Annotated in this window: 18 protein-coding genes and 2 tRNA genes; 10 read left to right on the forward strand and 10 right to left on the reverse strand. The window is 59.0% G+C overall.

Annotation, left to right across the window (positions count from 1 at the left end):
- Positions 1–53 precede the first annotated feature (53 nt).
- From ABJO75_RS10315 to ABJO75_RS10325, 3 genes are all read left to right on the forward strand, one after another.
- Positions 54–689 carry a hypothetical protein gene (locus ABJO75_RS10315; RefSeq protein ID WP_348129879.1) on the forward strand — a complete coding sequence of 212 codons (636 nt, stop codon included), beginning with the start codon at positions 54–56 and terminating at the stop codon, positions 687–689.
- A 223-nt stretch (positions 690–912) separates the two neighbouring features.
- The gene (locus tag ABJO75_RS10320; protein WP_348129882.1) at positions 913–2,199 is read left to right on the forward strand and encodes a hydroxymethylglutaryl-CoA reductase, degradative; all 1,287 of its coding nucleotides are present in this window, start codon (positions 913–915) and stop codon (positions 2,197–2,199) included.
- Positions 2,200–2,815: 616 nt separating this feature from the next.
- Entirely contained in the window at positions 2,816–3,400 is a 585-nt protein-coding gene (locus ABJO75_RS10325; protein WP_348129884.1) for a Hint domain-containing protein, read from the forward strand.
- A 52-nt stretch (positions 3,401–3,452) separates the two neighbouring features.
- Here ABJO75_RS10325 and ABJO75_RS10330 read toward each other — a convergent pair whose 3' ends face one another.
- Together ABJO75_RS10330 and ABJO75_RS10335 are read right to left on the reverse strand one after the other, a co-directional pair.
- Positions 3,453–4,073 (reverse strand): nucleotidyltransferase family protein, encoded by a 621-nt coding sequence (locus tag ABJO75_RS10330; RefSeq protein WP_348129887.1) that lies wholly within the window; start codon positions 4,071–4,073, stop codon positions 3,453–3,455.
- Positions 4,074–4,107: 34 nt separating this feature from the next.
- Positions 4,108–6,516 (reverse strand): FAD-dependent oxidoreductase, encoded by a 2,409-nt coding sequence (locus tag ABJO75_RS10335; RefSeq protein WP_348129890.1) that lies wholly within the window; start codon positions 6,514–6,516, stop codon positions 4,108–4,110.
- A gap of 265 nt (positions 6,517–6,781) precedes the next feature.
- Here ABJO75_RS10335 and ABJO75_RS10340 point away from each other — a divergent pair, with 265 nt between their 5' ends.
- Positions 6,782–7,123 carry a hypothetical protein gene (locus tag ABJO75_RS10340; protein WP_348129893.1) on the forward strand — a complete coding sequence of 114 codons (342 nt, stop codon included), beginning with the start codon at positions 6,782–6,784 and terminating at the stop codon, positions 7,121–7,123.
- A 160-nt stretch (positions 7,124–7,283) separates the two neighbouring features.
- Positions 7,284–9,704 carry an FAD-dependent oxidoreductase gene (locus ABJO75_RS10345; RefSeq protein ID WP_348129896.1) on the forward strand — a complete coding sequence of 807 codons (2,421 nt, stop codon included), beginning with the start codon at positions 7,284–7,286 and terminating at the stop codon, positions 9,702–9,704.
- 84 nt (positions 9,705–9,788) lie between these two features.
- Here the strand turns inward: ABJO75_RS10345 and ABJO75_RS10350 are convergent, their stop codons facing one another.
- From ABJO75_RS10350 to ABJO75_RS10365, 4 genes are all read right to left on the reverse strand, one after another.
- Positions 9,789–11,096: an HlyC/CorC family transporter gene (locus ABJO75_RS10350; RefSeq protein ID WP_348129899.1), complete on the reverse strand. Its 1,308-nt coding sequence runs from the start codon at positions 11,094–11,096 to the stop codon at positions 9,789–9,791.
- Positions 11,097–11,167: 71 nt separating this feature from the next.
- Positions 11,168–12,130 (reverse strand): tyrosine recombinase, encoded by a 963-nt coding sequence (locus ABJO75_RS10355; protein ID WP_348129902.1) that lies wholly within the window; start codon positions 12,128–12,130, stop codon positions 11,168–11,170.
- Between the two features lie 2 nt (positions 12,131–12,132).
- Positions 12,133–13,638, reverse strand: coding sequence for a hypothetical protein (locus ABJO75_RS10360; protein WP_348129904.1), 1,506 nt, complete (start codon positions 13,636–13,638; stop codon positions 12,133–12,135).
- A complete protein-coding gene (locus ABJO75_RS10365; RefSeq protein ID WP_348129906.1) occupies positions 13,628–13,777 on the reverse strand; it encodes a hypothetical protein in 150 nt (49 codons plus the stop codon). Before ABJO75_RS10365 ends, ABJO75_RS10360 begins: the two co-directional genes overlap by 11 nt.
- A gap of 79 nt (positions 13,778–13,856) precedes the next feature.
- Between ABJO75_RS10365 and ABJO75_RS10370 the strand changes: the two genes are divergently transcribed.
- Both ABJO75_RS10370 and aroB read left to right on the forward strand, forming a co-directional pair.
- The gene (locus ABJO75_RS10370; protein ID WP_348129909.1) at positions 13,857–14,447 is read left to right on the forward strand and encodes a shikimate kinase; all 591 of its coding nucleotides are present in this window, start codon (positions 13,857–13,859) and stop codon (positions 14,445–14,447) included.
- 2 nt (positions 14,448–14,449) lie between these two features.
- Positions 14,450–15,568 carry a 3-dehydroquinate synthase gene (aroB, locus tag ABJO75_RS10375; protein ID WP_348129912.1) on the forward strand — a complete coding sequence of 373 codons (1,119 nt, stop codon included), beginning with the start codon at positions 14,450–14,452 and terminating at the stop codon, positions 15,566–15,568.
- A gap of 127 nt (positions 15,569–15,695) precedes the next feature.
- Here the strand turns inward: aroB and ABJO75_RS10380 are convergent, their stop codons facing one another.
- Positions 15,696–19,646, reverse strand: coding sequence for a S8 family serine peptidase (locus tag ABJO75_RS10380; RefSeq protein WP_348129915.1), 3,951 nt, complete (start codon positions 19,644–19,646; stop codon positions 15,696–15,698).
- A gap of 225 nt (positions 19,647–19,871) precedes the next feature.
- Here ABJO75_RS10380 and ABJO75_RS10385 point away from each other — a divergent pair, with 225 nt between their 5' ends.
- Positions 19,872–20,420: a hypothetical protein gene (locus tag ABJO75_RS10385; RefSeq protein WP_348129918.1), complete on the forward strand. Its 549-nt coding sequence runs from the start codon at positions 19,872–19,874 to the stop codon at positions 20,418–20,420.
- Here ABJO75_RS10385 and ABJO75_RS10390 read toward each other — a convergent pair.
- Both ABJO75_RS10390 and ABJO75_RS10395 read right to left on the reverse strand, forming a co-directional pair.
- Positions 20,396–22,327: a BTAD domain-containing putative transcriptional regulator gene (locus tag ABJO75_RS10390; RefSeq protein ID WP_348129921.1), complete on the reverse strand. Its 1,932-nt coding sequence runs from the start codon at positions 22,325–22,327 to the stop codon at positions 20,396–20,398. The genes ABJO75_RS10385 and ABJO75_RS10390 overlap by 25 nt on opposite strands.
- A 6-nt stretch (positions 22,328–22,333) precedes the next feature.
- Positions 22,334–23,197 carry a YcaO-like family protein gene (locus ABJO75_RS10395; RefSeq protein ID WP_348129924.1) on the reverse strand — a complete coding sequence of 288 codons (864 nt, stop codon included), beginning with the start codon at positions 23,195–23,197 and terminating at the stop codon, positions 22,334–22,336.
- A 223-nt stretch (positions 23,198–23,420) separates the two neighbouring features.
- Here ABJO75_RS10395 and ABJO75_RS10400 point away from each other — a divergent pair.
- A tRNA-Asp gene (locus tag ABJO75_RS10400) sits at positions 23,421–23,497 on the forward strand.
- Between the two features lie 164 nt (positions 23,498–23,661).
- A tRNA-Asp gene (locus ABJO75_RS10405) sits at positions 23,662–23,738 on the forward strand.
- 9 nt (positions 23,739–23,747) lie between these two features.
- On the opposite strand, the gene ABJO75_RS10410 is transcribed toward ABJO75_RS10405, so the two are convergent.
- Positions 23,748–24,461, reverse strand: a complete 714-nt coding sequence (locus ABJO75_RS10410) for a hypothetical protein (protein WP_348129927.1) — start codon at positions 24,459–24,461, stop codon at positions 23,748–23,750.
- Between the last annotated feature and the right edge of the window lie 26 nt (positions 24,462–24,487).

A 24,487-nucleotide genomic window follows, 5' to 3' on the forward strand; every position in this document is an offset into this window, starting at 1 on the left:
AAACCCCGGAACTGCAAAGCGGGTAGGCAGGTCGCGGTAGTAAAGGGATAGCGATGATTGAGACACTTTTGTTGATGGTCTCCGTGGGGCTGCATTCCGCGTCCTCCTTTGCCAATGCGGAACCGGACGGGGGCATGTCGCAGGTCGCCGAACCGATTGCTCAGGAGGCACCTGCGGTTGAGCCTTCACAGCCTTCAGAGACAGCGCAAGCTGTCAATCCTGACGAACTATCGGACGAGACAGCCGCAACGGTTGCCCAAGCCGACGACATTGCAGCTCCCGCCTTTCTGGCCCCCGAAGTGCCGCAACTTACCGCAGAACCCCAGATCGCGACGGGCAAGTTCACGACCGCGCTTGAGGTCAAACCGATTCTCAATGCGACGCGGGGCAATTGGATCACCCTGCGAGAGTATGATGGCAAGGACCTGGTTTATGTCACCCATCTGTGGGCGTGGCGTTGCGGGTTGCTTGAGATGCGCGTCGGGATCAATGGCAATACGCCCGAACTCTGGCCGATGCCGGACTGTCATCTGGATCAAGCCGCGCCGGGCGCGATTCTGGATACCGATGGGTTGCCCTATCGTGGTTATGCCCTCGGATCGGTGGCATTGATCGAGATCCAGCTGACGTATGACGATCTCACGACCGCTGGGGCAAAGTACAATCGAGAAGGTCGACTTGTCGAGTGAACGTTGCCTCCGATAGCGCATAGGGCGCTGGGTATTGCGGGCAATTGCTATCCCCCCTCGGCGCGCGATAGCACTCATTGGTCATTTTACCATTGCTCCTCTGAGACATACAGTCATTGTGCTGCGCGGGGATTGCTGATCTTCGTGGCGTCACCGCGCGAGTCAAAGAGGAAAACGGCCATGACATTCTTCCACAAATCCAGAGTAAACGAGGTCGGTTTCAATGGCTGAATTCAGTTCCCGCATCGAGAACCTGCGCAGTATGGCGCCGCAGGAACGTCGTGCAGCAGTTGCCAATGCTTCGGGCATGTCGGATGACGACCAGAATGCACTGGAAGGGGCCGATGTACTGCCACAGGCGCTTGCCGATGGAATGATTGAGAACGTCATCGGAAAATACGAACTCCCACTCGGCATAGCGACGAACTTCACCGTGAATGGACGGGACTATTTGATCCCTATGGTGACTGAAGAGCCTTCGGTCGTGGCCGCAGCCTCGTATATGGCACGTATCGCGCGGGGGTGCGGTGGCTTCACAACCTCGTCGGATGCGCCGATCATGCGGGCGCAGATTCAGGTGATACGGCCGAACGATCCATATGGTGCCCGCCAGCGCCTGTTGTCAGCGCGAGATGAACTGATTGATATGGCCAACACGCGCGACACGGTGCTGATCGCGCTGGGGGGCGGATGCAAGGATATCGAGGTGCATGTGTTTGACGACACGCCGGTGGGGCCGATGGTCGTGCTTCATTTGCTGGTCGATGTGCGCGACGCCATGGGTGCCAACACCGTGAATTCGATGGCGGAAACGCTGGCCCCGCGGGTTGCTGAGATTGCTCGGGGAGAGGTGCGTCTGCGCATCCTGTCAAATCTTGCGGATCGCAGGTTGGTGCGCGCCCGAGTCGAGATCACGCCTGAGGCCCTGACGATGGACAGGTTTGACGGCGATGATGTCGCTCAGGGAATCGTCGAGGCCTGCACCTTGGCCATTATCGATCCGTATCGGGCCGTGACGCACAACAAGGGCATCATGAACGGCATCGATTCGGTTGTCGTTGCCACGGGCAATGACTGGCGCGCGATCGAAGCTGGGGCGCATGCCTATGCCGCGCGGGACGGGCGCTATACCAGCCTTTCCCGGTGGGAGCGCGGTGCGGATGGCGTGTTGGTCGGGACGTTGGAAATGCCGATGGCGTTGGGTCTGATCGGCGGTGCCACCAAAACCCATCCGGCGGCGCAGGCGGCAATCCGGTTGCTGGGGGTCACGACCGCTCAGGAATTGGCCGAGGTGACGGCAGCGGTGGGGTTGGCGCAGAACATGGCGGCTCTCCGGGCGCTGGCAACCGAAGGCATTCAGAAAGGTCACATGACCCTTCATGCCCGCAATATTGCAATTCTTGCCGGTGCCGAAGGCGACGAAGTTGAGCGCGTGGCGCAGGCGATCGCGGGTGCCGGCGAGGTTTCGGTTCAGCGGGCAGAGGCCGAACTCGCCAAACTGCGGGATTAGCGGGGTTCGGGCGATAGTGACGCCCGCATTTCGCAGTGATTGTGACACTCGCGGCACGAGGCAGATGCCAGATTTGAGACTCCAGATGGCGCTGACCGAGTTCGAATCGGATGGGTTTTCGAGGTGCCTGCGGTATTGAGGTGTCCAATTTTCCAAAATTCCAGTGATTGGTGTGTGAACGGAAACGGTCGGCCACTTCCACCGTTGTGGACGCTGCTAGAACACCAATGCACCGTCTCGGATAGTGTCGAACTAGGGTGCAAGAACCAGTGTGTTTCGTAAGTTATTGATAAATAATCATACCTTTGGATATGCGGTGCCTCGGCGCGCACTTTATCGGATTTCGTGGGAAAGCCGAAACAATCTCTGCGAATATGCTGTGAAAATTGATTCGCGCTTTGCGTGTGCGATTGTCATTTCGAGAAGACCCCAAGGTTTCACTGCTGTTTCCGGACCGTCTGCGACCCGGTATTGATTGCATTGTACGAGTTCGCTTTGTTTTGATCGGGTCCACGGGGGCGGGTTCGATGTGCGTTTGCGAGTGGGAATGTGTGCAAGTTGTCCGGGCGGCGCGAAAGCTAACGCTGACCATGACCTGATATCTGGGGAAGAGGGTATGAAGCGTCGTCCGGATCGCCACGCGAAAGCAAAGAAATTGAAATCGCACGAACAACGGCCTTCACATTGGCATATATCGACACCAGCCGGTGACGTATGCGCGACGGAACTGCGGATCGGGAACCGGGTCATTACCCGCCATCATGGTGTTCAAGTGATAGACTGGATCGGTCGCTGTGAATTGTCCGCTGCTGATTTAGAGCAGTCTCCGCTTCCGGGCCCCGTACAGATCGCCGCAAACGCGCTCGGACAGGGACTGCCAGAGCAGGCCATTATCGTCAGCCCCTATACCCGCGTGCTGGTCAAACAGGATGATACGGCGCTCTATTTCGGGGATGATACCCTATTGGTACCGGCACGGAACCTGGTCGGGCTTGAGGGCGTCGAGCATCTGGACGACGAATCTGTTTCCTACGTTCACATCGCTTTTGAACAGCACGAAGTCGTGCGCGCCAACGGGATTTGGATCGAGTGTTTTCAGCCAGCGGATCCACATGTTTTTGGCATTGGCGAGGCGCAGCGGACCGAGATGCTCGTACTGTATCCGGAGCTGACCGAGGCGCGCTTAGTACCCGTCGCGTAGCGTTGCACGGTATCGGCGGCCTTTGATTGCGGCGTTCTGTGTAGCGAGTTAATCAAGCGTTTTCGTGCGCAGCGCGCCACTTGGCCCAATCCTCGGGGGTGTCGAGGTCAAGTCGGGCACGGTTGCCCGGCAGGGGGATATGGGCGATATGGGTGCCTGCGGCTTTGACCACTTCGCGGCCACCACCATCCCCAGTCAAACCACTGAATTCACCAAATAACTTGGAGGAAAAGACAATGGGATGTCCCGGTTTGCCATCCTGCGTAGTGCCACGCCAGATCAGAGTGTCACTGTTCGGGTCGTGGGCCAGAGCGATCCGGGCGAGGTCCGCCTGCGTCAGCTCCGGCAAATCGCAAAGCAGCAGCATGGCTGCATCCACATCTGCTGGTAGCGCCGCAAAACCAGTGCGCAGCGAAGCATTCATTCCCTCCGCTGCCATCGGAACTGGCAACACCTCCACATTTGCACCAACCAGAGCGTCGTAGCGGGGATGAGGCTCAGGGGGTAGCGCGACGATCACCGGCCCGCTGGTGACAGCGCGCGCAATGTCGGCCTGTCGCCGGATCAGCGGTTTGCCGTCCACCTCTTGCAAAAGCTTGTCGATTCCGCGCATTCGCGAGGATTGCCCGGCGGCGAGCAACAGGATCGGCATATCTGTGACCGGTGTATTCATCGGCTCAGTCTAGCGCCGCTGCGAGCAGGCGCAATCAGCCGCGCAAGCGCGTTCCGTCCGGGTCAAACAGCGGTGTTGTGATCAGGGTTGCCTGACGCATTTGGCCAAGGATTTCAATCTCGACCTCGAGACCTTCGGCAATGCGTTCGGTCGGCAGAAAACCCAAGGCAATCGATTTTCCCACGTGGTGAGAATAACCGCCCGACGTGCAATAGCCCTGAACCGCGCCGTCCAGCCAGATTGGCTCGTAACCGTGCACATCCGCGTCCTCGGCCGCAACCTCGAACGCCGCTAGTTTGCGCGCGGTATCGTTGATGCGTTCCGCTTCGGCAGCGGCGCGCCCGATGAAATCAGCGTTCTTGCGGAACGAGATGAAGCGGTCCAGCCCGGTTTCTGCAGCTGTGTAATCCGGCGAAAATTCGGACAACCAGCTGCCAAAGAACCGATCGAGCCGCAGAGACATCATTGCCCGCATTCCAAACGGTATCATCCCGTGAGGTTGCCCCGCTTGCCAGAGTGTCTGCCACAGCTGGCGCTGCGCCATCGGATCGCAATAAATTTCAAATCCGAGATCGCCGGTATAGCTGAGCCTCTGCACAATGCAGTCGGTCATGCCAACAGTCAGACGCCGCACATCAAGAAAGCGCATGTCGCCGATGTCGGACCGGGTGCAGGCGGCCAGTACCTCGCGGGACTTTGGCCCCGCGATCTGAAACCCGGTGCGGATATCGCTTATGTTTTCGATGATTACGCCATCTTGGTGATGTTGTTGGAACCAGCGGAAGTGGTAGGCTTGGCTGCCATAGGAGGCGGTGAGCTGGAATTCAGTCTCGGAAAGACAAGAGATCGTGAAATCGCCAATCAACCGCCCTCGGGGCGACAGCATCGGGGTCAGGCTGACCCGGCCCGGAGCGGGAACGCGGCCCGCCATGATGTGATCAAGCCAGTCGCGTGCGCGAAGGCCGGTGATCCGGTATTTGCCGAAATTCTGCAATTCGTTGATGCCGACGCCCTCGCGCACACCCCGCACTTCGCGCCCGGTGGCGGCAAAGGCGTCTGATCGGCGAAAGGATGGGGTTTCGTAGGTCGGCTCGTCCCCGCGCGCAAAGTAGTTGGCGACCTCCAGTCCGAATTGCTGGCCCCAGACCGCGCCCATTTTGCTGAAGATATCGTACATCGGGTTGGTGCGGTTCGGGCGTGCGGCGGGCAGTTCTTCGTTTGGATAGGCGACGGAAAACCGTTTCTGATAGTTCTCGGTAACCTTGGGCAGCGTATAACCGGGGCTGATCCAGCTGCCAAAACGCGCCACATCCATCGCCATCACGTCCCGTTCGGGTTCACCTTCGATCATCCACTGCGCCAGCGTGAGACCGACGCCGCCTCCTTGGCTGAACCCAGCCATGACACCGCAGGCTGACCAATAGTTGCGCAGACCTGGCACCGGGCCGACCAGCGGATTGCCATCGGGCGCAAAGGTAAACGGACCATGGATGACCGATTTCACCCCCGCCGTGGCGAGCACGGGAAAGCGTTTGTACGCAAATTCAATACTATGTTCGATTTTGTCGAAATCATCGGGCAGGAGTTCGTGACCAAACGACCAGGGCGTGCCGTCCACTGCCCAGGGGCGGCAGGTCTGTTCATAAAACCCGATGCAAAGGCCGCGCCCTTCTTGCCGCAGATAGGATTCGCCCGCCGGGTCCATCACATGCGGGTGCCCTTTGCCACGCTCATAGATTTCGGGGATGTCATCGGTGACGATATACTGGTGTTCCATCGGGTGCAGTGGGAAATAGACGCCAGCCATCGCTCCGACCTCGCGCGCCCAGAGGCCACCGGCATTGACCACGTGTTCGGCGTGAATCGTGCCTTTGTCGGTAACAATATCCCAAGTCCCGTCGGCACGATGGTTGGTTTCGCGGACCATGCAATGGGTTTCGATGGTCGCGCCACCCATCCGCGCCGCTTTGGCATAGGCGTGTGTGGTGCCTGAAGGATCAAGATGGCCGTCAAGCGGATCGTAAAGCGCGCCGATGATCCCGCCGAGATTGGTGATCGGTGCAATTTTGGCGATGTCGTCAGGCCCAACGATTTCAGTTTCCAGACCCATGAACCGATGCTTGGCCCGCTCGGCCAGCAGCATATCAAAGCGGTCCTGATTGTCGGCCAACGTGATGCCGCCAACATGGTGCAGCCCACAGGACATGCCGGTGATCTCCTCCAACTCCTTGTAAAGCCGGATCGTATAGCCCTGCAGAGCCGCCATATTGGTGTCGCCGTTCAGCGTATGAAATCCGCCCGCCGCATGCCATGTCGATCCGCTGGTCAGTTCGCTGCGTTCGATCAGCATGACGTCGGACCAACCGAGCTTGGTCAGGTGGTAAAGCACGGAACAGCCGACAACGCCGCCCCCGATGACGGCAACACGGGTGGTTGTTTGCATGACATATCTCCGGTTCGATCTTGCCTAGAGGATTGGCGTACGTGGCCGCCTTGGCTGGTTCAAATGCGACAGGATATGCCGTTTTGATGCGATTGATGGCACACCATTGTGCCGCTGACTTCAACCTCTGCGTCGGTGTTCTGAATCGGCGCGACATGGTATGATCCAGATCTTATGGGGCCGCATTTCTAAAGAGCGACGCGTTTCGGCATCAAATTGATGCGGGCGCGTTTCTGTCTATCAGAACTCATTTTGAGAACCATTGTTGCTGCCGCGTTTCCCGAGCGGGGAAACATTCATCGATTACACCGAGCCTGACGATTATGGGTATGTCGCTTTAGACGTGCCTGTCGTGCGCCCGTCGGTTGATGAAGAGCCGCTTGCACTGGATCAGGACGATCTTGGTGTATCTGATGGGCTGGTTCTCACATTCACCGAGTTTGTCGACGCCGAGAACAACCTGCCACTGAATTTGGCCCCCGGATTCTTGGCCAAGGTTGCCCCGAACACGACGGCACCGGATGCGATCACAAACATCCGGATGAGCGACGGTGGCGAAGTCCGCGTCAAAGGCAATTTCACCGATGTCGCTTCGCGGCTCAGATAGACGACGTGAGCGGGCTGTGCCCGGCAATCGGCTCCGAATGTGAGTTCGGCATCCGGTGCCGACTTGTCCAGCCGCGACGAAAAATGTCGCTGGTTCGCAATCGGGCGCGGATGGGAAACGTAAGAATGTCCGGCAGGACACTCACAAAGGATCGTTTCCCATGCGCACCCACGCACAGGCCGTTGTCATCGGAGGCGGAGTGATCGGTTGCTCCATCCTCTATCATCTGACCAAGTTGGGATGGACGGATGTTGTCCTGCTCGAGCGTGATGAACTGACCAGCGGATCAACCTGGCACGCGGCTGCCAACATTCACGGTCTGCATGACAGCACCAATATTTCGCGCATCCAGCACTATACAATGAATCTCTACAAATCGCTCGAGGCGGAAACGGGCCAGTCCTGCGGTGTATTTCAACCGGGTTCGCTTTATCTCGCGCAGACCGAGGCACGCGAGCACCAGTTGCGACTGCAGGCGGCCAAGGCAAAACTCTACGATATGAACTTTTACGAGATCAGCCGGGACGAGGCCGAGCGCCTTCACCCGCTGGTCAATTTCGACGGCATCCGGTGCATCATGTGGGAGCCCGATGGCGGCAATGTCGACCCAAGCGGCGTGACCAATGCCTATGCCTCGGGCGCGCGGCAGAACGGGGCAGAGATCATACGGTTCTGTCCGGTCACCGCCACCGAGCAGCAGCCCGATGGCAGCTGGATTGTCCGCACGCCCAAGGGCGACATTGCGACGGATTGGGTGATCAACGCCGCTGGTCTCTGGGGGCGCGAAGTCGCGGCAATGGCGGGGGTTACGCTGCCGCTGCAACCGACCGAACACCAGTATTTTGTTACCGAAACCATTGCGGACATTGCTGCCTTAGATCGCCGGTTGCCTTCGGTCAGCGACCGGGACGGCGAATACTATCTGCGACAAGAGGGCAAGGGATTGCTGGTCGGTGCCTACGAGCGCGACATGCGGTTCTGGGCCGAAGAGGGCACGCCGTTGGGCTTTGGCCACGAACTCTTCGCCGATGATCTCGAACGTATCGAGGACAACATGATGCGCGCCATCGAACGGGTGCCGGCGGTCGGCGAGGCGGGGATCAAACGGGTCATCAACGGTCCGATGATCTGGTCGCCGGATGCCAACGTGCTGTTCGGCCCGGTGCCGGAACTGTCGAACTACTTTTGCTGCAACGGCATCATTCCGGGCTTTTCCCAGTCCGGTGGGATGGGGCTGATGGCGGCGCAATGGATTGTCGAAGGCGAGACCAAGTATGACATGTTCGCCTGGGACATGGCACGGTTTGGCGATTGGGCCGACAAGACCTTTACCAAGGCGCGAGTCCGTGACCAGTATGCCCATCGCTTTGCCATCCATTTTCCCAACGAAGAACGCAGCGCCGGTCGGCCTTCGCGAGCCCGACCGGTCCATGATCTGCAAAAGGAAATGGGCGCTGTCATGGGGCTCAATATCGGTTGGGAACATCCGCTTTGGTTCGCGGATACGCCGGGGGTTACGGATACCAACGGGTTCACGCGACAAAACTGGTGGGAGCCGGTGGGCGCGGAATGCCGGATGCTGCGTGAACACGCGGGGATCATCGATATCTCCAATTTTGCCAAGTATCGTTGCGCCGGGCCGGCGGCCGAGGAATGGCTGAACGCTGTCTTTGCCAACCGGATGCCGCAAAAAGTGGGCCGCTCCTGTCTGACGCCCCTGATCGGCAAACGAGGTGGTATCGCCGGGGATTTCACCGTCACGCGATTGGCCGATGACGAATTTTGGATCATCGGCTCGGGTATGGCCGAGCGATACCACCAGAGGTTCTTCAAACAGGTGTCGCTGACCGGTGGCACGACATTCGAGAGCCAGACTACGGCGCTCTGCGGATTCAACGTGGCCGGTCCCGAGAGCCGCGCGCTGTTGCAACGTCTGACCAACACATCGCTCGCCACCGAGGACTTTCCCTTCATGCGCAGTCAACGGGTCGAGATTGCTGGCGTCGACTGCCTTGCCCTGCGGGTGTCCTTCACTGGTGATCTTGGCTGGGAACTGCATTGTGCAGAGGCAGACCAGTTGCGCCTCTACACGGCACTGATCGAGACTGGCAAGGCATTCGGCGCCGGCCCGGTGGGCAGTCGCGCCTTGATGAGCCTGCGCATCGAAAAGGGCTATGGCTCGTGGGGGCGGGAATATTCGCCGGAATACTATCCGCAAGAGGTCGGGCTGGACCGGCTCTGCAAGATGGACAAGGATTTTCTAAACAAATCTGCGGTCGCCGACACTCTGGCGTCGCCTGCACGGGAACAATTGGTGCTGCTGGCGCTGGATGCCAGCGACACGGATGCCTCAAATGCCGACGCAACCGGCGGCGAGCCGATCTTCAAGGACGGGCAGGGCATCGGCCGCGTTACGTCAGGAACTTATGGGTACACTGTGGGCAAGAGCCTAGCGCTTGGCTTTGTACGCGCCGCCATTCCCGGTGATAGGGTCGAGGTTATGGTTCTTGGCAAGCCTCATGGCGCTACCATCCTTGCCGAACCACCATTTGACCCAAAAGGGGCTCGGCTGCGCGTCTGACCTCTTTTATCTTTGTGGTAAATACTCCGGGGGCGAACGGAGAAAATCGCAGATTTTCACCGGAGGGGGCAGCGCCCCCTGATACTACAGCGGGCGTATCTTCAACCCGGTGATCCGGTTGCCATCTCTGGCCATGACTTCGAACCGAAAGCCGTGGAAGGAAAAGACCTGGCCGATCACCGGGATCATCTGCGCCTCGTGGATGACCAGCCCGGCGATCGTGTTGGCCTCGTCATCGGGCAGGCCCCAATCGGTGGTACGATTGAGGTCACGGATCGTCATGGCTCCATCAATGATGTATTGCCCGTCATCTGTACGCGTGACCGGCAGTTCGGCATCGGGGTCAAACTCGTCGGTGATTTCGCCAACGATCTCTTCCAAGATGTCCTCAAGCGTGATCAGCCCCTGCAGGCTGCCATATTCATCGACCACCAACGCAAAGTGTGTCCGCATGCGCAGAAACTGCCGCATCTGATCATCCAGCGTCGTGGTTTCGGGAATGAAGTAAGGCGGATTCGCCACATCGGTTATGCGGAACCGCTGCAAGGGTTGGGCGTTGCCGCTCGCACCGCTGACCAGCTTGTACATCGCGCGCAAAAGGTCTTTGGCGTGCACAACACCGATAATGTTTTCGGGCTCGTCGCGAAATACAGGCAGACGCGTATGGGGGCTGTCCAGACATTGCTGCAATATGTCTTCGGGTGGGCTGGACGTGTCGATCATTTCAATTCCGGAACGATGCAACATGATCTCTTCGACGGTGCGTTCCCCCAGATCGAGCGCGCCTAGGATGCGATCACGGTCTTCCTTTTCCACAACGCCTTCGGAATGACCCAATTGCAGTGCTCCGACGATTTCCTCGCGCACCGCGAGCACATGGCTGTCAGGGTCGACCTCGACGCCAAAAACACGCAGCACACCTCGTACGAGGAAACGCACGGCCATTACAACCGGGGCAAACACCGTCACCACCAGACTGATTACCGGTGCGACGGCGGCTGCGGCCTTTTCAGAATTGATGATCGCATAGGTCTTGGGCAGGACTTCGGCAAAGACAAGCACAAGAACCGTCATAACCAGCGTCGCCATCGCAACGCCGGATTCCCCAAATGCGCGGGTAAAGAGCGCGGTGGCCAGCGAAGTCGCCAGAATGTTCACGAGGTTGTTGCCCAAAAGGACAGAGCCAATCAGCCGCTCGCTGTCTTCGGTGATCGCCAGCGCCTTTTCGGCCCCGTGCGATCCTTTGTCGGCCTGGCTGCGCAGCTTGCCGCGCGAGGCCGCCGTCAGCGCCGTTTCCGATCCTGAGAAAAACGCCGACAGAACCAAAAGGAACAGGATCGCGGCGCTGGTCATCCAAAAGGCGACGTCCATGACAGAAGAACTCGTTTCCATGCGTTGTTTGGGTATCCTTGATGATGATCCGGTTATGGGGTCACGGGCGTGACGGATCAAGAGGGGCGGCGTTAGGTGTCTGTGTCAGAAGGTTTGCGGCCACGGGCCAGCGGATGATGTTCCATAACCAGTTCGGTCAGTCGCTCGTCAAGTACATGGGTATAGATCTCGGTCGTGGCGACATCCGCATGCCCTAAAAGCGTCTGGATCGAGCGCAGATCGGCGCCATTGGCCAGTAGATGCGTGGCAAACGCGTGACGAAGGGTATGTGGCGTAACCTTGGCGGGGGAAACTCCACCGGCTACGGCCAGTTCCTTGATCAGCAAATAAAACCGATGCCGGGTCAGATGCCCGGACTTGCCACGCGACGGGAACAGAAAACGTGAAGGCTGCGCGCCTTTGGCGGTGGCCTTCTCCTCGGCACTGTCCCGCTCGCCGAGCCAGATGGTGAGCGCCGCACGAGCAGGGGGCGACAGCGGCACCATACGCTCCTTGCCGCCTTTGCCGAGGATCAGGAGCATCCGTGGATCACCGCGCGCCGCAGAAACGGGCAGGGCGACCAACTCGCTGACCCGCATCCCGGTGGCATAGAGCAATTCCATCAGGCAGGTGTTGCGCAATCGATCTGCTGGGCTGCGCCCGGTGTCGCGGGCAGCGGCAAGCAGGCGGTCGACCTCGACAACATCCAATGTCTTGGGCAGACGCTTGTCCCGTCCCGGTCCCTTGATCTGGATCGCGGGATTGTCGACACGCCAGCCTTCTTCAAACGCGAATCGATAGAGCTGCCGGATTGCCGAAAGTCTCCGGGCGCGGGTGGATTTTGACAGGCCCTGGGCGTCGCAATGGATCAGGTATTCCTCAATCTGCTCGCGTGTCAGCGTCGCAAAGCTGATCTTGCGTCGGTTTAGCCACGCCTGCACGTTCTTGAGATCACGCCCATACGCCAAAAGCGTATTGGTCGCCGCGCCAAGTTCGGCGGCTTGCGCCTCTAGAAAAATGGAAATCCACTGAAGGCCGTCATTAGGGCCGGGCATGGTCAGAGTTCTCCGAGCAGCATGAGTTGCAGGGACGCTTGTCTTGCCGTTTTCTCAAGGCCGAGGGCGCGTAGAGCTGCCAAGGCCTGCGTCAGGTTTCCGACATTCCCGTCGATCCCGGAGTCAAAGTCGCGAATCGCGACGAGCAGGGTCTCGCCAAGTGATAACTGGATCGCTCCGGTGCCGCTAACAGGCAGTTCGAAGGCTTCTGAGATTGCAATGGCGATGTCGTTGGGCGGTGCCACCGCAGTTGGATCACCGCTTGCCAGAGCGGCGAGAAAGCGGGTGTCTGGATTTTCATTCGGCAAAGAGGCACCGGCTATCTTGTAGGAGGACGACAGCAATCGAATGCGCCATGCAAGCTCCCGCGTCGCAGGATCGCTAAGGGCGACCTTGGCGAGGTCGTCAGCAAAGAGTTGGGCAAACGGGACCGCCAGATTGGCATTGCGCATGGCGCGCCATGCTTGCGGCAGGGTTTTTGTGACGGCGTCGGCGTCACGCGCCAGAACCGCCTTGTCTAATTTCTGCAAGGCGCTGACCCTGTCCCAAACGCCCCCCGAAGCAGATGGCCGCTGTGCCGTATAGAGGCCGAGAAGCTGGTTGGGGGCCAATGCGCCAATCCTGGTGAGGCGTTCGGCCGCTTCGATCTGGGCCTTCCAGCCCGCGACGTCGCGTAGATCGGCGGTCGCAAACGCACGTGGAAGAGATGCCGTGGGCAGTCGCTCGCCAATTGTCTCAAACAGCCGGAAGGTCAGAGGATCCGGATCCGCAGGTACCGGGAGCGGCGGCGCGTCTTCGAATACGTCCGGGCTCAGAAAACGGTCGAGCAGATCGAGCTTGGCGCGCGGCAAGAGCTCCAGCGCATGGGCGGTTTCCAATGTCAGCGCGGCGGTTTGCCAGTCGCCGCGCCGCGCATCACAAAAGATTCTCGTCGCGTAGTCAGGTGCAAGATACGCAGCTTGCGCCAACGTCGCACACCCACGGTCTTCGTCTCCGGTCAGGAGGGTGGCGTCAAACCAGCGCTGAAACACTGCGGCACTTTGGGTTGGGTCGGCCTGTTCCGCCAGGGCTTGTGCCGGATCGGTCGCGCCAAGTGTGAGCAGGCGGTCAATGCGGGCAAGCAGCAACGTCTCGGCCGCGGCTTTGCCATCCGGTGGGACCGAGTCGGTAAGCAGCAGGGTGTAAAGCAGTGTCTGCATCGCCGGGCTGCGGGCAACAGGGGCGTCGGCGATCAGCCGGGCCAGATTGTCCACATCGCTGCCCGCCCAAAGATCAAGCGGCAGCCCGGTCACGTCATACGGCACCAGACCCACCGGGATGGCCGCGGCGGCAAGCACGCTGATCTGTATCTCGGGCTGTTTCGCACTTTGAACGACCGGCGGTTCCAGATGCACCGGGGCAGTGGCGTCAGGGGGATGCTCGCCCAGCCATTCAATCACCGAAAGCGGTTCTTCGGCACAGAGCGACGCAGGCAGAAGCATCAACGCCAGTGCGGTTCTAATCCACATCCAGCTCTACCGGCTTCCTTATCTCGGTTTGCGGCTCTGAAAAATCATAGCCGAACCACGGCCCGACATAGGCATAGGCAACCACGGCGATGAACGCCAAGCAAACGAGATACAACAATAATTTAAGCAATCTACGCATTTGGCTGCAGGGTCCTGTATCAGTCTTTTGATTAAGTTATATATGGCCTTTTCCGGAAGATCACGTCATTCAGAGAAGAATGAGCAAAAATGAGCAAAGCATGACGAAAGTGCGGTCGATTCCGCATTCTGGACGGTTGAAAAAAACCGTAGTCATGGTTGGCATGATGGGCGCGGGCAAGACGGCGGTAGGCCGGGCGCTGGCAGCCAGACTGGGTGCGCCGTTTCTGGACAGTGATGCCGAGATCGAAAAGGCCGCAGACAGAACCGTACCCGAGATATTCGAGCGTGATGGAGAACCGTTTTTCCGTCACAAGGAAAGCCAGGTGATCTCGCGCCTTCTGGATGGGGAATGTTGTGTGCTCTCGACCGGGGGCGGCGCCTTTCTGGCAGAAGCCAACCGTCAGATGATTTCCGAGCGTGGCGTGTCGCTGTGGTTGAATGCGGATTTGCCGGTGCTGTGGAGTCGGGTGAAACACAAGGATACGCGTCCTTTGCTGCGTACGGGCAATCCACGCGGTACCCTGGAAGAAATCTACAACAAACGCGTACCAATCTATTCGATGGCGGATCTCTCGGTTGTCTCTGACGGTCATGCGTCGATCGAGCAGATGGTGGATCGCGTGCTCGTCGTTCTGGCGACGCGCCCTGATGTTCTGGAAGTGAAATAACTATGCCCGAAACCGTTCATGTCGCTCTTGGCGCGCGGTCTTACGACGTCGAAATTGGCCCTGATCTGATCAATGACGCAGGTGCACGCATTGCGCCGTTTCTGCATCGCCCCAAGGTGGCGGTGGTCAGCGATGAGACAGTGGCAAGTTTGCATCTTGAGCGCTTGCGCTCTGGATTGGCGTCGCAAGGGATTGAAATGACCGCGCTGGCGCTACCGCCGGGCGAGGCAACCAAAGGCTGGCCACAATTCAGCCGTACGGTGGAATGGCTGCTCGATCAAAAGGTCGAACGCAACGATGTGGTTATTGCCTTTGGCGGCGGTGTGATCGGCGATCTGGCAGGCTTTGCGGCGGCGGTATTGCGGCGTGGTGTGCGGTTTGTTCAAATCCCCACAAGCCTTTTGGCGCAGGTCGATAGCTCGGTCGGCGGCAAGACCGGCATCAACGCGCCGCAGGGCAAGAACCTGATCGGGGCTTTTCATCAGCCAGTGCATGTTCTGGCCGATACCGCCATCCTTGGATCGTTGACCACGCGGGACTTTCTCGCGGGTTACGGCGAGGTCGTGAAATATGGCCTGCTTGGCGATGCGGCGTTTTTCGACTGGCTTGAGGAAAACGGTCCTGCGCTGGCAGCAGGTGACATGGAGGCCCGCGTTGAGGCGGTGCGCCGTTCGGTAGAGATGAAGGCGGATATCGTGGCGCGGGACGAGACCGAGCAGGGCGACCGCGCACTTCTGAACCTTGGGCACACATTCTGCCATGCGCTTGAAGCGGCAACCGGGTATTCGCAGCGATTGATGCATGGCGAAGGGGTCGCGATTGGTTGCGCGCTGGCGTTTGAGCTGTCTGCGCGAATGGGGCTGTGCAGTCAGGAATGTCCCAGCCGGGTCCGGGCGCATCTGCGGGACATGGGCATGAAAACCGATCTGTCCGATATCGAAGGCACGTTGCCATCTGCAGAGCGCCTGCTCGACCTGATGGGGCAGGACAAGAAAGTTGTGGATGGGCAGCTTAGGTTCATCCTGGCGCGGAGTATCGGCGACGCTTTTGTGACATCCGATGTGCCGAGCGAGCAGGTTCTGTCGGTGTTGTCCGACGCTTTGGCCACACGCCAGACATAGACCATCGCCGAAACAGGACAGACCTGAACCAATTTGGGCTCAGGCCTGCAATGCGAGGGCGGGGCCAAATCACGAGACGGCAGTCCTTGCGGAAGTTCTCGTGGCAGTGGCCTCGCGCCAATTAGGATCAGACGAACAGAAAATCGTCACTTGAGAAATCGGCGGCCACAAGCGTATCGTCGTTGTCGTGTACGATCACGCTGTCGGTGCCATAGTGGATACGCACATGCCCTGACGCCATGTCCACAATGCTCAGATCGTCAAAGTCAAATCCTGTGAGTTCGATCAGATCGGAACCGAGGTCAAAGTCGCGTACACGGTCGATAAAGGCATCGACGATCAGGCTGAAGGTATCATTGCCACCCTGACCGAACAGATGGTCACGTCCATCGCCATCAATCAGCGTATCACCACCGCCACCGCCGCGCAGGGTGTCGTTCCCGGCATCGCCGCTCAGGGTGTCCTGCCCGCCATTGCCGCGCATGTTGTCGTTGCCGTCACCACCCGCCATCAGATCGTGACCCTGCAGCCCGCGCATCGCGTCATTGCCATCCATGCCGCGCAGCAGATTGTCGTCTGCCGAGCCGCGAATGTCGTCTGCAAGTTCGGTTCCATAGAGATTTTCGAAGTTCGCCATCGTTTCGACCTGCCCACCAGGACCTATTGCAGTTCCCGCGCCGAGATTTAAGCTGATGCCGCTTTGGTTAACGTCGCTCCAGTCGATGAGGTCGATGCCTGCGCCACCATCATAGGAATCCACACCGACGGATGTCCCCACTCTGACAAGGTCGTTTCCGGCGCCCGCGTCGATGAAATTGGTTCCTGCACCTTCAATGATGATATCCCGCTGGTTTGTGCCGATGAAGTTTTCAAACCCGAACATCACTTCGGACTGGGCACCCGCGCTGGCGGTGCCGCCGGACAGATCATAAGTTCCGTTGGCCTGCGTCGACCCTGACCAGTCGATGGTGTCGATCCCGAAGCCGCCAGTGAAACTGTCGACACCGATGGTTGTGTGAACCTCGACAGTATCATTGCCGGACCCGGCGTTGATTACGTTGGTACCTGCGCCTTCGATGATGATGTCACGCTGGTTCGTTCCGATAAAATTCTCGAACCCGAACATCGTTTCTGTGTTCGCCCCGGAGGTCGCGGAGCCTCCAGAGATATCATAGACGCCGTTTGCCTGCGAAGACCCGGACCAGTCGATGGTGTCGGTGCCGAAACCGCCGTTAAAGCTGTCAACGCCGATGGCGGTATTGACCTCGACCGTATCGTTGCCGCCGCCTGCATGGATCACGTTGGTTCCCGGACCCTCGATGATGATGTCGCGCTGGTTGGTCCCGATGAAGTTCTCGAAACCGAACATCGTTTCCTGATTGCGACCCGATGTGGCGGTACCGCCAGAGATGTCATAGACGCCGTTTGCCTGTGACGATCCGGACCAATCGATGGTGTCGATCCCGAACCCGCCGGTAAAGCTGTCGACGCCGATCACGGTGGTGACTTCGACCGTGTCATTGCCGCTTCCGGCGTGGATCACGTTAGGGCCGTTGCCTTCGATGATCGTGTCTGCCTGATTGGTCCCGATAAAGTTTTCGAACCCTTCCATGACTTCGGTATTGGCACCAGAACTGGCCTGGCCGAGTACAAAATTGTAGACGCCGTTGACCTGTGAAGACCCAGACCAGTCGATGGTGTCATTGCCGAATCCGCCGCGAAAGATGTCGCTGCCGATACCGGTGGTGACCATAACAATGTCGTCGCCGCCGCGCGCATGGATGTCATTGATCGCACCGCTTTCGATGATCACGTCATCATTTTCGGTGCCAAGAATGTTCTCGAAACCGTCCATGACTTCGGTATTGCCAACTGAATCCGTGGCAAGCCCGGTTGCCAAATTGAACGTTGCACCGTTTTCATTGACCGCTGACCAGTCGATGGTGTCCCGGCCCGACCCGCCGTGAAAGGCGTCGGCGGCGATGGCGGTGGTCACGATCACGGTATCGTCGCCATCGTAGCCATCGATATCGTTGGTTGCCCCGCTTTCGATGATGGTATCGCCATAGGCCGTTCCGATGATGTTGGCAAAGCTGCTCATGACCTCGCTGTTGCCATTGCTGTCACGGGCCTCGTTTCCGGCAAGATCAAAGGTGGCCGTGGTTTCGCCGCTTTGGGTCCAGCTGATGGTGTCGCGGCCCGCGCCACCATAAAAGGCATCGCCCCCGATGGCGGAGTATACCTGAACCGTGTCGTTGCCTTCGCCGCCATAGTAGCGGTCATTGCCGCCCGCAGTTGTGTCACGCAGGATATCGTTGCCACGCATGCCATAAATGTCGTTGGCACCGGTCCCATCAAAGATGATATCCTGATGATCGCCGCCATAAACGTCCTGAATGCTCGACATTGTAACACCCACACCATCGATGATGCCCTGGCCGATCTGCAGATTGATGATCGAGGCCGCATCCACCGCCGCCACGTTGATCGTGTCGGACCCGGCCCCACCGGCGAAGTTGGTGCTGTGACCGGCAACCCCGGCATAGTCTGAGAACTCATTGGTAAAGATGAACAGATCGTCGTTGGTGATCGACGATCCATGGGTGCGCAGATCAAGGTCGTTGATGACGATGGGGGACGTGATCGCGTTGTCGTCATCCCGCACTTCCACACGCCAGACACCTGCGCTCATCTCGCCCCGGAAGCCTGTCGCACCAAACCGCCATTCACCGCTGTAATTCTGCGTGTCGCCGGTGTCGGCGATCAGTTGAATCCGGGTGCCTTGAGGAGAGGTCAGATAGACTTCGAGATCTGCAAGGTCTGCGGCTGAAACGATTTCAACCTCAAGCGAGACATGCTCGATCCGGATGTTGGTCGCCTCGTTGATGTTGAAAAAATTTGACCCGCCGGATGCCGAACCGTTGGCAATGGTGACATTCCCGTTCAACCCATCCTCGAACGTCGAAACATCATTCGCGCTGGTCGACGTGCTGGTCCATGTTTCTGCCAGTCTGACGGCCGCCTTGGCGTCAACCAGACCGAAGCCGTAGTCATTGCTGACATGCAAGCCACCGCCGTTCCAGTTGTTCGCATCGTTCCAGCGCCAGCTAGCGGCACCGGCGGTACCCTGTTCAAAACCTTGCGCCGCCGCGCCGACATCGCTGCCCACATGGCGCGCGGTATAGGAAAGGATCTCCTGGACATCCCGCCAGCCGAGATTGGGGTTTGCTTCGAGCATCAGGGCAACGACACCAGCGACCTGCGGGGCGGCTGCAGACGTGCCGCCGAATGTGTTGGTATAGTCGGAGTTGGTATACCCTGCGGTCCCAGTGTTGTCGGTCGTGGAAATCGCGGCGTTGTTGTTGGTATCATCGGCAAAGGCCGACACCAGAACATTTGCGCCCGGTGTCGAAAAATCCGTAACCTGCCCGTCTTGACGCACGGCGGCTACCGAAATCGTCCCGTGATGCGAATCGATGGCTTCGGCGGTGCCTTCCTCGCGGAGCGCGCCATTGGCTGCTGAACGGCTGTTGCCGGACGATTTGACCAGCACAGTTCCTAGGTCCACACCACCAACTGTGCGACCATTGGCCAGAGCGTTTTCAACGGCAGTGATCAACCCGTCGCGATCTTGGAATACGCCGGAACCTTCACCATAGCTCATGCTGACCACGTCGTGGTTGGCCGTTACGGCCAGATTGATGGCATCTTCGATCTCGTCGCGCGACCAGTCGGTCTTGTAGCCGATCAGATCTGCGCCAAAGGCCACGCCAACGGTGCCCTCGCCATCGACTGCTGCGCCGATGATACCCATGACCGGCGTGCCGTGGTTGTCCGGTTCATTTGGATCGGGCAGGGCGATTGCGTCGCCATTCTCGAAATCCCAGTCGAGATCGGTGCGGTAGTTGTCAAAATCTGGGTGGTTATAATCAAATCCCCGGTCAATGACCGCGACCCGGACGCCCGAGCCGTCATAATCATCCCAGACATCGACGAGATTGAGATCGAATTGTCCGGGGGTGTTGTTCTGCAGATGCCACTGGTTTGCGAAGCGGGGGTCGTTGGGAATAAAGGCCATGACGTTTTCCAATCAAATTTATCTATTGCGAACGCCACAGAACTGGCCCGCTAATCGGCAGGCCCTGCGGCTCACACTCGCTTAGCGGGTGTCCGTAGGTGAAACCGTCAATGTTGCGTCAATCTGTGCAACCGGCGGCTGAGGGTTACCTATGAAATGCAGCCGTTTCCCGTATAGTCAGGTTATCCTCTATTGATGGACATTGGCTGTTTAGGAGATTTTGATATGGCACCGCGTTATTCAGTGTTTGGAAACAATCCGATCGAACTCAAGACGCGCAAGGCGTTGCGGGTGATGGGCAGGCTGATCGAAGGGTGGAGCATTGATCCCGACAGCCGTCCCGCAGGCGCACGGACCGAGCTGGACGGGCGGCTTATCGTCTTTCCCCGCGCCGCGTTGCAAAAAACGTTGGAGGGGCTGCCGGATGCGGACCGGCTGACTGAAGACGACTATGAATTGCGCGACAACATCGCCGAAATCGAACTGTTACTGCGCCGCCCCGACCGGTTCTCGATCGTATTGCCCGAACCCGAGGCTATCGAGTTCCAGCATCGCGCGCTGCAACAGGATCTCTGGCCGACGGTTACCCTGCCGATGGTCTATGGGGATATTCCTTGGGACACGGCCAGCCAGGATTGGGCGGTTCATGTCGAAATCGCTGAAATGCGGGACGACGATCCGGCCGGGTACATGGTTCAATTGTCAGGCGAGAACCCGCTGGATGAATTCCTGCGTCCTTATCTGGCGGGCTATTGTTGCACGCAATGCAGTTGAAGCCCCGCGGCACCCGCCGCTCCTTCGGCCATCCAGCGGCGTTGCGTTGCATTCCGGACCGGAAAACACGAAAGATACCAGGCACATATCGACTGGTCGCTCGGTTTGGCTTCACCTGACCAGTTGGCCAGTGACAGCGCCTCGAACTCTGCCCAGGATGCACGCGCTTCGTCTCGTCGGTCCAGATGCCAGAGCGCTGCTGCCTTCCATGCGGGAACGTTGAGGATCGCGGACCCCGCATTGTCGGCGGCCGCGACACAGCCCTCGAAATCACCGGCGAGAAACCGGATCGGCATGTGAAACCCCCATTGAAAGGGCGCGGTGGTCCAACCTTCATCGATCACCTTCTGGCTGAGTTCGGTGGCAAGCGGCAGTTCATCGGAAAAGGCCGCGCCCAGAGCCGACGATAGCATTGTCCAGGGATCGTTCGGGTTGCAGTGCCGCGCCATCGCATACCCGGCTGAGGCCTGATCATATTCTTCCAGCAGACAGCAGGCCCAGGCCCGGTGCAGATGCGCGCGCGCGTCCAGCGGGTCTAGCGCAACGGCCTTGCTCGCCAGTCGTTTGCTTTCCTGATGGGTCTCTTTTTGCCGGAACATGCAAGGCTGCATCAGATGCATAGAGTTCATCAGGCGTGCGAGACTACTGTAGCCCATCGAGGCTTCGGGTGCCTTGTCGATCACCCGTTGGAAGCAGCGCGCCGCAGCGGCACGGCCTTGCGCGCGGAATTCGTCGAGATGCTGATTGCCGATCAGCCAGTCATCAAATGCGCTCGCCCCGAACTCAGTTCTGCTCAGTTCCTGAATCCGCGTCAGGGACACATAGATCGACAATGAAGATGCCAGTCGGCTGACGATCGCGGCCTGGGTTTGCAACCAGTGATCGGTGAGTTCGGTCCAGCGGTCGCTCCACAACGCCGCCCCGTCGCTGGTGCGTTTCAGCACGGCCAGCAACAGAAGCTCTCGTTCGTCGCCGCCAAGGGACACGTCGAGCGCATAGTCCACCGGAGCGCTGACAATGCTCAGATCCACAATCTCAAACGCGCGGAACCGCAGCAATGTCGCCATCAGTTCGGCGCGAAACAGGATGGCGACACCGGTGGCATAGGATGACCCGCCCGCAGTCACAGGGGGCAGACCAATGCGAAGCTGTTGCATTGGGTTGTTTGATGTCTCTGGAGTTGGCGTGGGTTCCTGCGCCTTGATCCGGGCGATCAGGGCGAGGGTCTCGCTACCGGGCTCTGCGTCAAATTCTTCTTCGAGATGTGTCCAGAGCGCTTCGTATGTGCGTAGTGCCTGTGCCGTCTGACCGTTCGCGTGATAGTGCCGGATCAGGAACCGCACCGCCTTTTCGTCGGCAGGGTCCAGTGCCAGCAGCGCATCGGCCGCGCGGCGCGCAACCTGTTGATCCGGCTGATCTAACAGCGCCGCCAGCCTTTCGCGCATGCGGTTTTCCATGTCCTGCCGCAGCAGACGCCGCCAGCTCTCGTACATCTCGCCTCGCGCGGGCTCTGCCGCCAGTAGATCATCGGGGCGAAGCGCACCATGCAGCAGGTCTTCTCTGACATGGCCGCTGTTGATTTCCTGCAATAGAAGGCTGACATCTGTCTCGATGTCCTCGGTCAACAGAGCAACGGCGTTGCGGTCGGCGCGCAGGGCAGAAGCAATTGGACCATCCGGACGACTCAACGCGTGCAGAACCTGCCGCAGATTTTGGCGGGCCCGAGCGTCTGGTGACGCTTCCCAGATTGTTGCGGCGAGCCGTCCGCGATCTTCTGAATGATTCTTGCACACCGCGAGATAGGCAAGGATCGCGCGCGCCGAGGCTGATCGTATCGGGATCTCCTGACCTGTCAAAGTGACCCGAAAGCGTCCAAAGAGATGTAGGCGCAATTTGGCGTCAGTCATGAGGGGTCACGCTCCGTACAGATTCCAGCGCAGCGCAGTGTTGCACTGATTCTTGTCTTGTGAAAGCGGTGCGAGATCGGCGGACGTCGCGGTGACAATCTGGTGGCCGTCAATGGGTTGTGTAAGGCGGTTCACGGATAGGGCGATACCCGCGTCTGAAAGGGAGGCGCCGATATCACCCCGAAATCGGTTATCCGCATGATCCTTGATCTTAAAATGGTTATTCATCTGTTCGATTGTGAGCGACTCAGCGCGATCCAGAACGCGTTGTTCAAAGCCTGACAACGCTACCCCGGCGGCTTGCCGGTGCTGAGCAACGGAAAGACCAAATTCCATCTGATAGAGTTCCCGCAACGCAGCGGTCGCCGCGTCGGAATTGTCCAGTTCGCAGGCCGCTCCAAAACAAAGTGAGCGACCCGTTTGATCGCAGGACCAGGCAACAAAGGCGGGCGGTAAATTTGGTTGCCCAAGTTGTAGCAGCCCCGTCCGGCGCGGTTTGCGGCGTTTCCAGTTTGCCTCGGCTTTGGCAAAGGCGGCATTTGTCGCGGGTGAAGGTTTGCTCGCCAGCAGAGTGCCGGCCCACCACGACAAACAGGTCCAGCGTTCGACCAGTTCCAGGATAGCGCGCGTTTCAATCTGTGCCACGTCATCGCGGCCTGCGGCCATGCCCGAAATGGCGACGTTGTCTTGTGTATCTGGTGTCGCACCAAGCGCTTGCGCCACCCGCTCTGCACGTTCGCCATCATGACGCAACTCGGCCTCTTGTGGAGTGCATCCGATGCCTGTTGCGCTGATCGGTTGATTGCCCTGCCGCGTAACTGACGCGTGGACAAACAAGTTGGGAACATCAGGCAAAGAACCGCGAAACATGTGTGAATCGAGCATTGACGCGAGGGATAGTCAATTCCGCATTGGTTCACCAAAGGCGCTTATGCGCCGATCATCCGGTTTGGTGTTCACTGGGCGCAAGACAGGCAGGGCGGCGAGGTGTGATCTGCTCGACGATAATAAATGTGTCGTGGAAAAGTGAATTTCTGCACAAACGCGGCTTGACGGGGCAGGGACGTCGCCATATTACCCCCTGACGCAGCGGGCGGTTGTAGCTCAGCTGGTTAGAGTGCCGGCCTGTCACGCCGGAGGTCGCGGGTTCGAGCCCCGTCAACCGCGCCACTGCTGCGTTTCAACTGAGAAGCACGAAACAGGCTCGCATTTGCGGGCTTTTTTCATTTTGCGTTGCTTGGTTCGACGTAAACGACAGTGCCCATCGCAGAGATTAAACAGTTCACTTATGCGCTTGACGCGCGCAATTGCTTGGCCTATCCCGCCGCTACTGCGCGGTTGTAGCTCAGCTGGTTAGAGTGCCGGCCTGTCACGCCGGAGGTCGCGGGTTCGAGCCCCGTCAACCGCGCCACTTCTCTCATTACTCATATGCGTAAAAGTATCCGAGCCGGGCCTCTTCTTCCCGGTCCAGTTGCGCTTGCAGGTAGGCGAGGTCGCTCGGTGACATCCTGTCAGGTGTCTGCGGGCGTTGTTCGACGGCGGGTTTGAATTTGGAGCCCAATCGCTTTGCCACCGGACGGAACGGGGCGTCGCGCGCGGGCAGGCCGAGGGCCGTAATCAGATGATCGATGCGTCGCTCGGGGTCAGCCTGAACCTCTTCCATCCGCAGGATCACACAGGTGCAGTCGCGGTTGAGGTAACCGATCAACGAGGCGAGCTTGGCGCTGCGAAGGGCAAACAGGTTTTTGTAAAACATACCAGTAAGCGGATCGCGATCCTGCAACAGCGGCTGACCAACAATACCGCTGGCGCCGTCGAAATAGCGGGGGCGGTCGATGATGGTCTGCCATGGTGTGCGTATGAAATCGGAAAACGCGAGCCGTTGAATCTCAGGCACCGTATGCCACGGCTTGGCATGCATCGACAGCGCCCAGTCCACTGCATTGCGCACTACGCAGATCACCGCAAGATCCGGTGGAACCGCCATGGCCTGCGCAAACCCATGTTTCCAGCCTAGCGCCTCTGTCGGTTGCAGCGGCGTATTGCGGCCCATCAGGCGTTTGACAAAGTTCGTGCCGGACGATCGCTCGCCAAGCACCTGAAAGCGGGTCGGGGGCGTATTGGTGCGCTGCACCATCAATCCGGTTTGGGCGAAATCGG

The organism is Sedimentitalea sp., assembly GCF_039973035.1.
Lineage (GTDB): Bacteria > Pseudomonadota > Alphaproteobacteria > Rhodobacterales > Rhodobacteraceae > Sedimentitalea.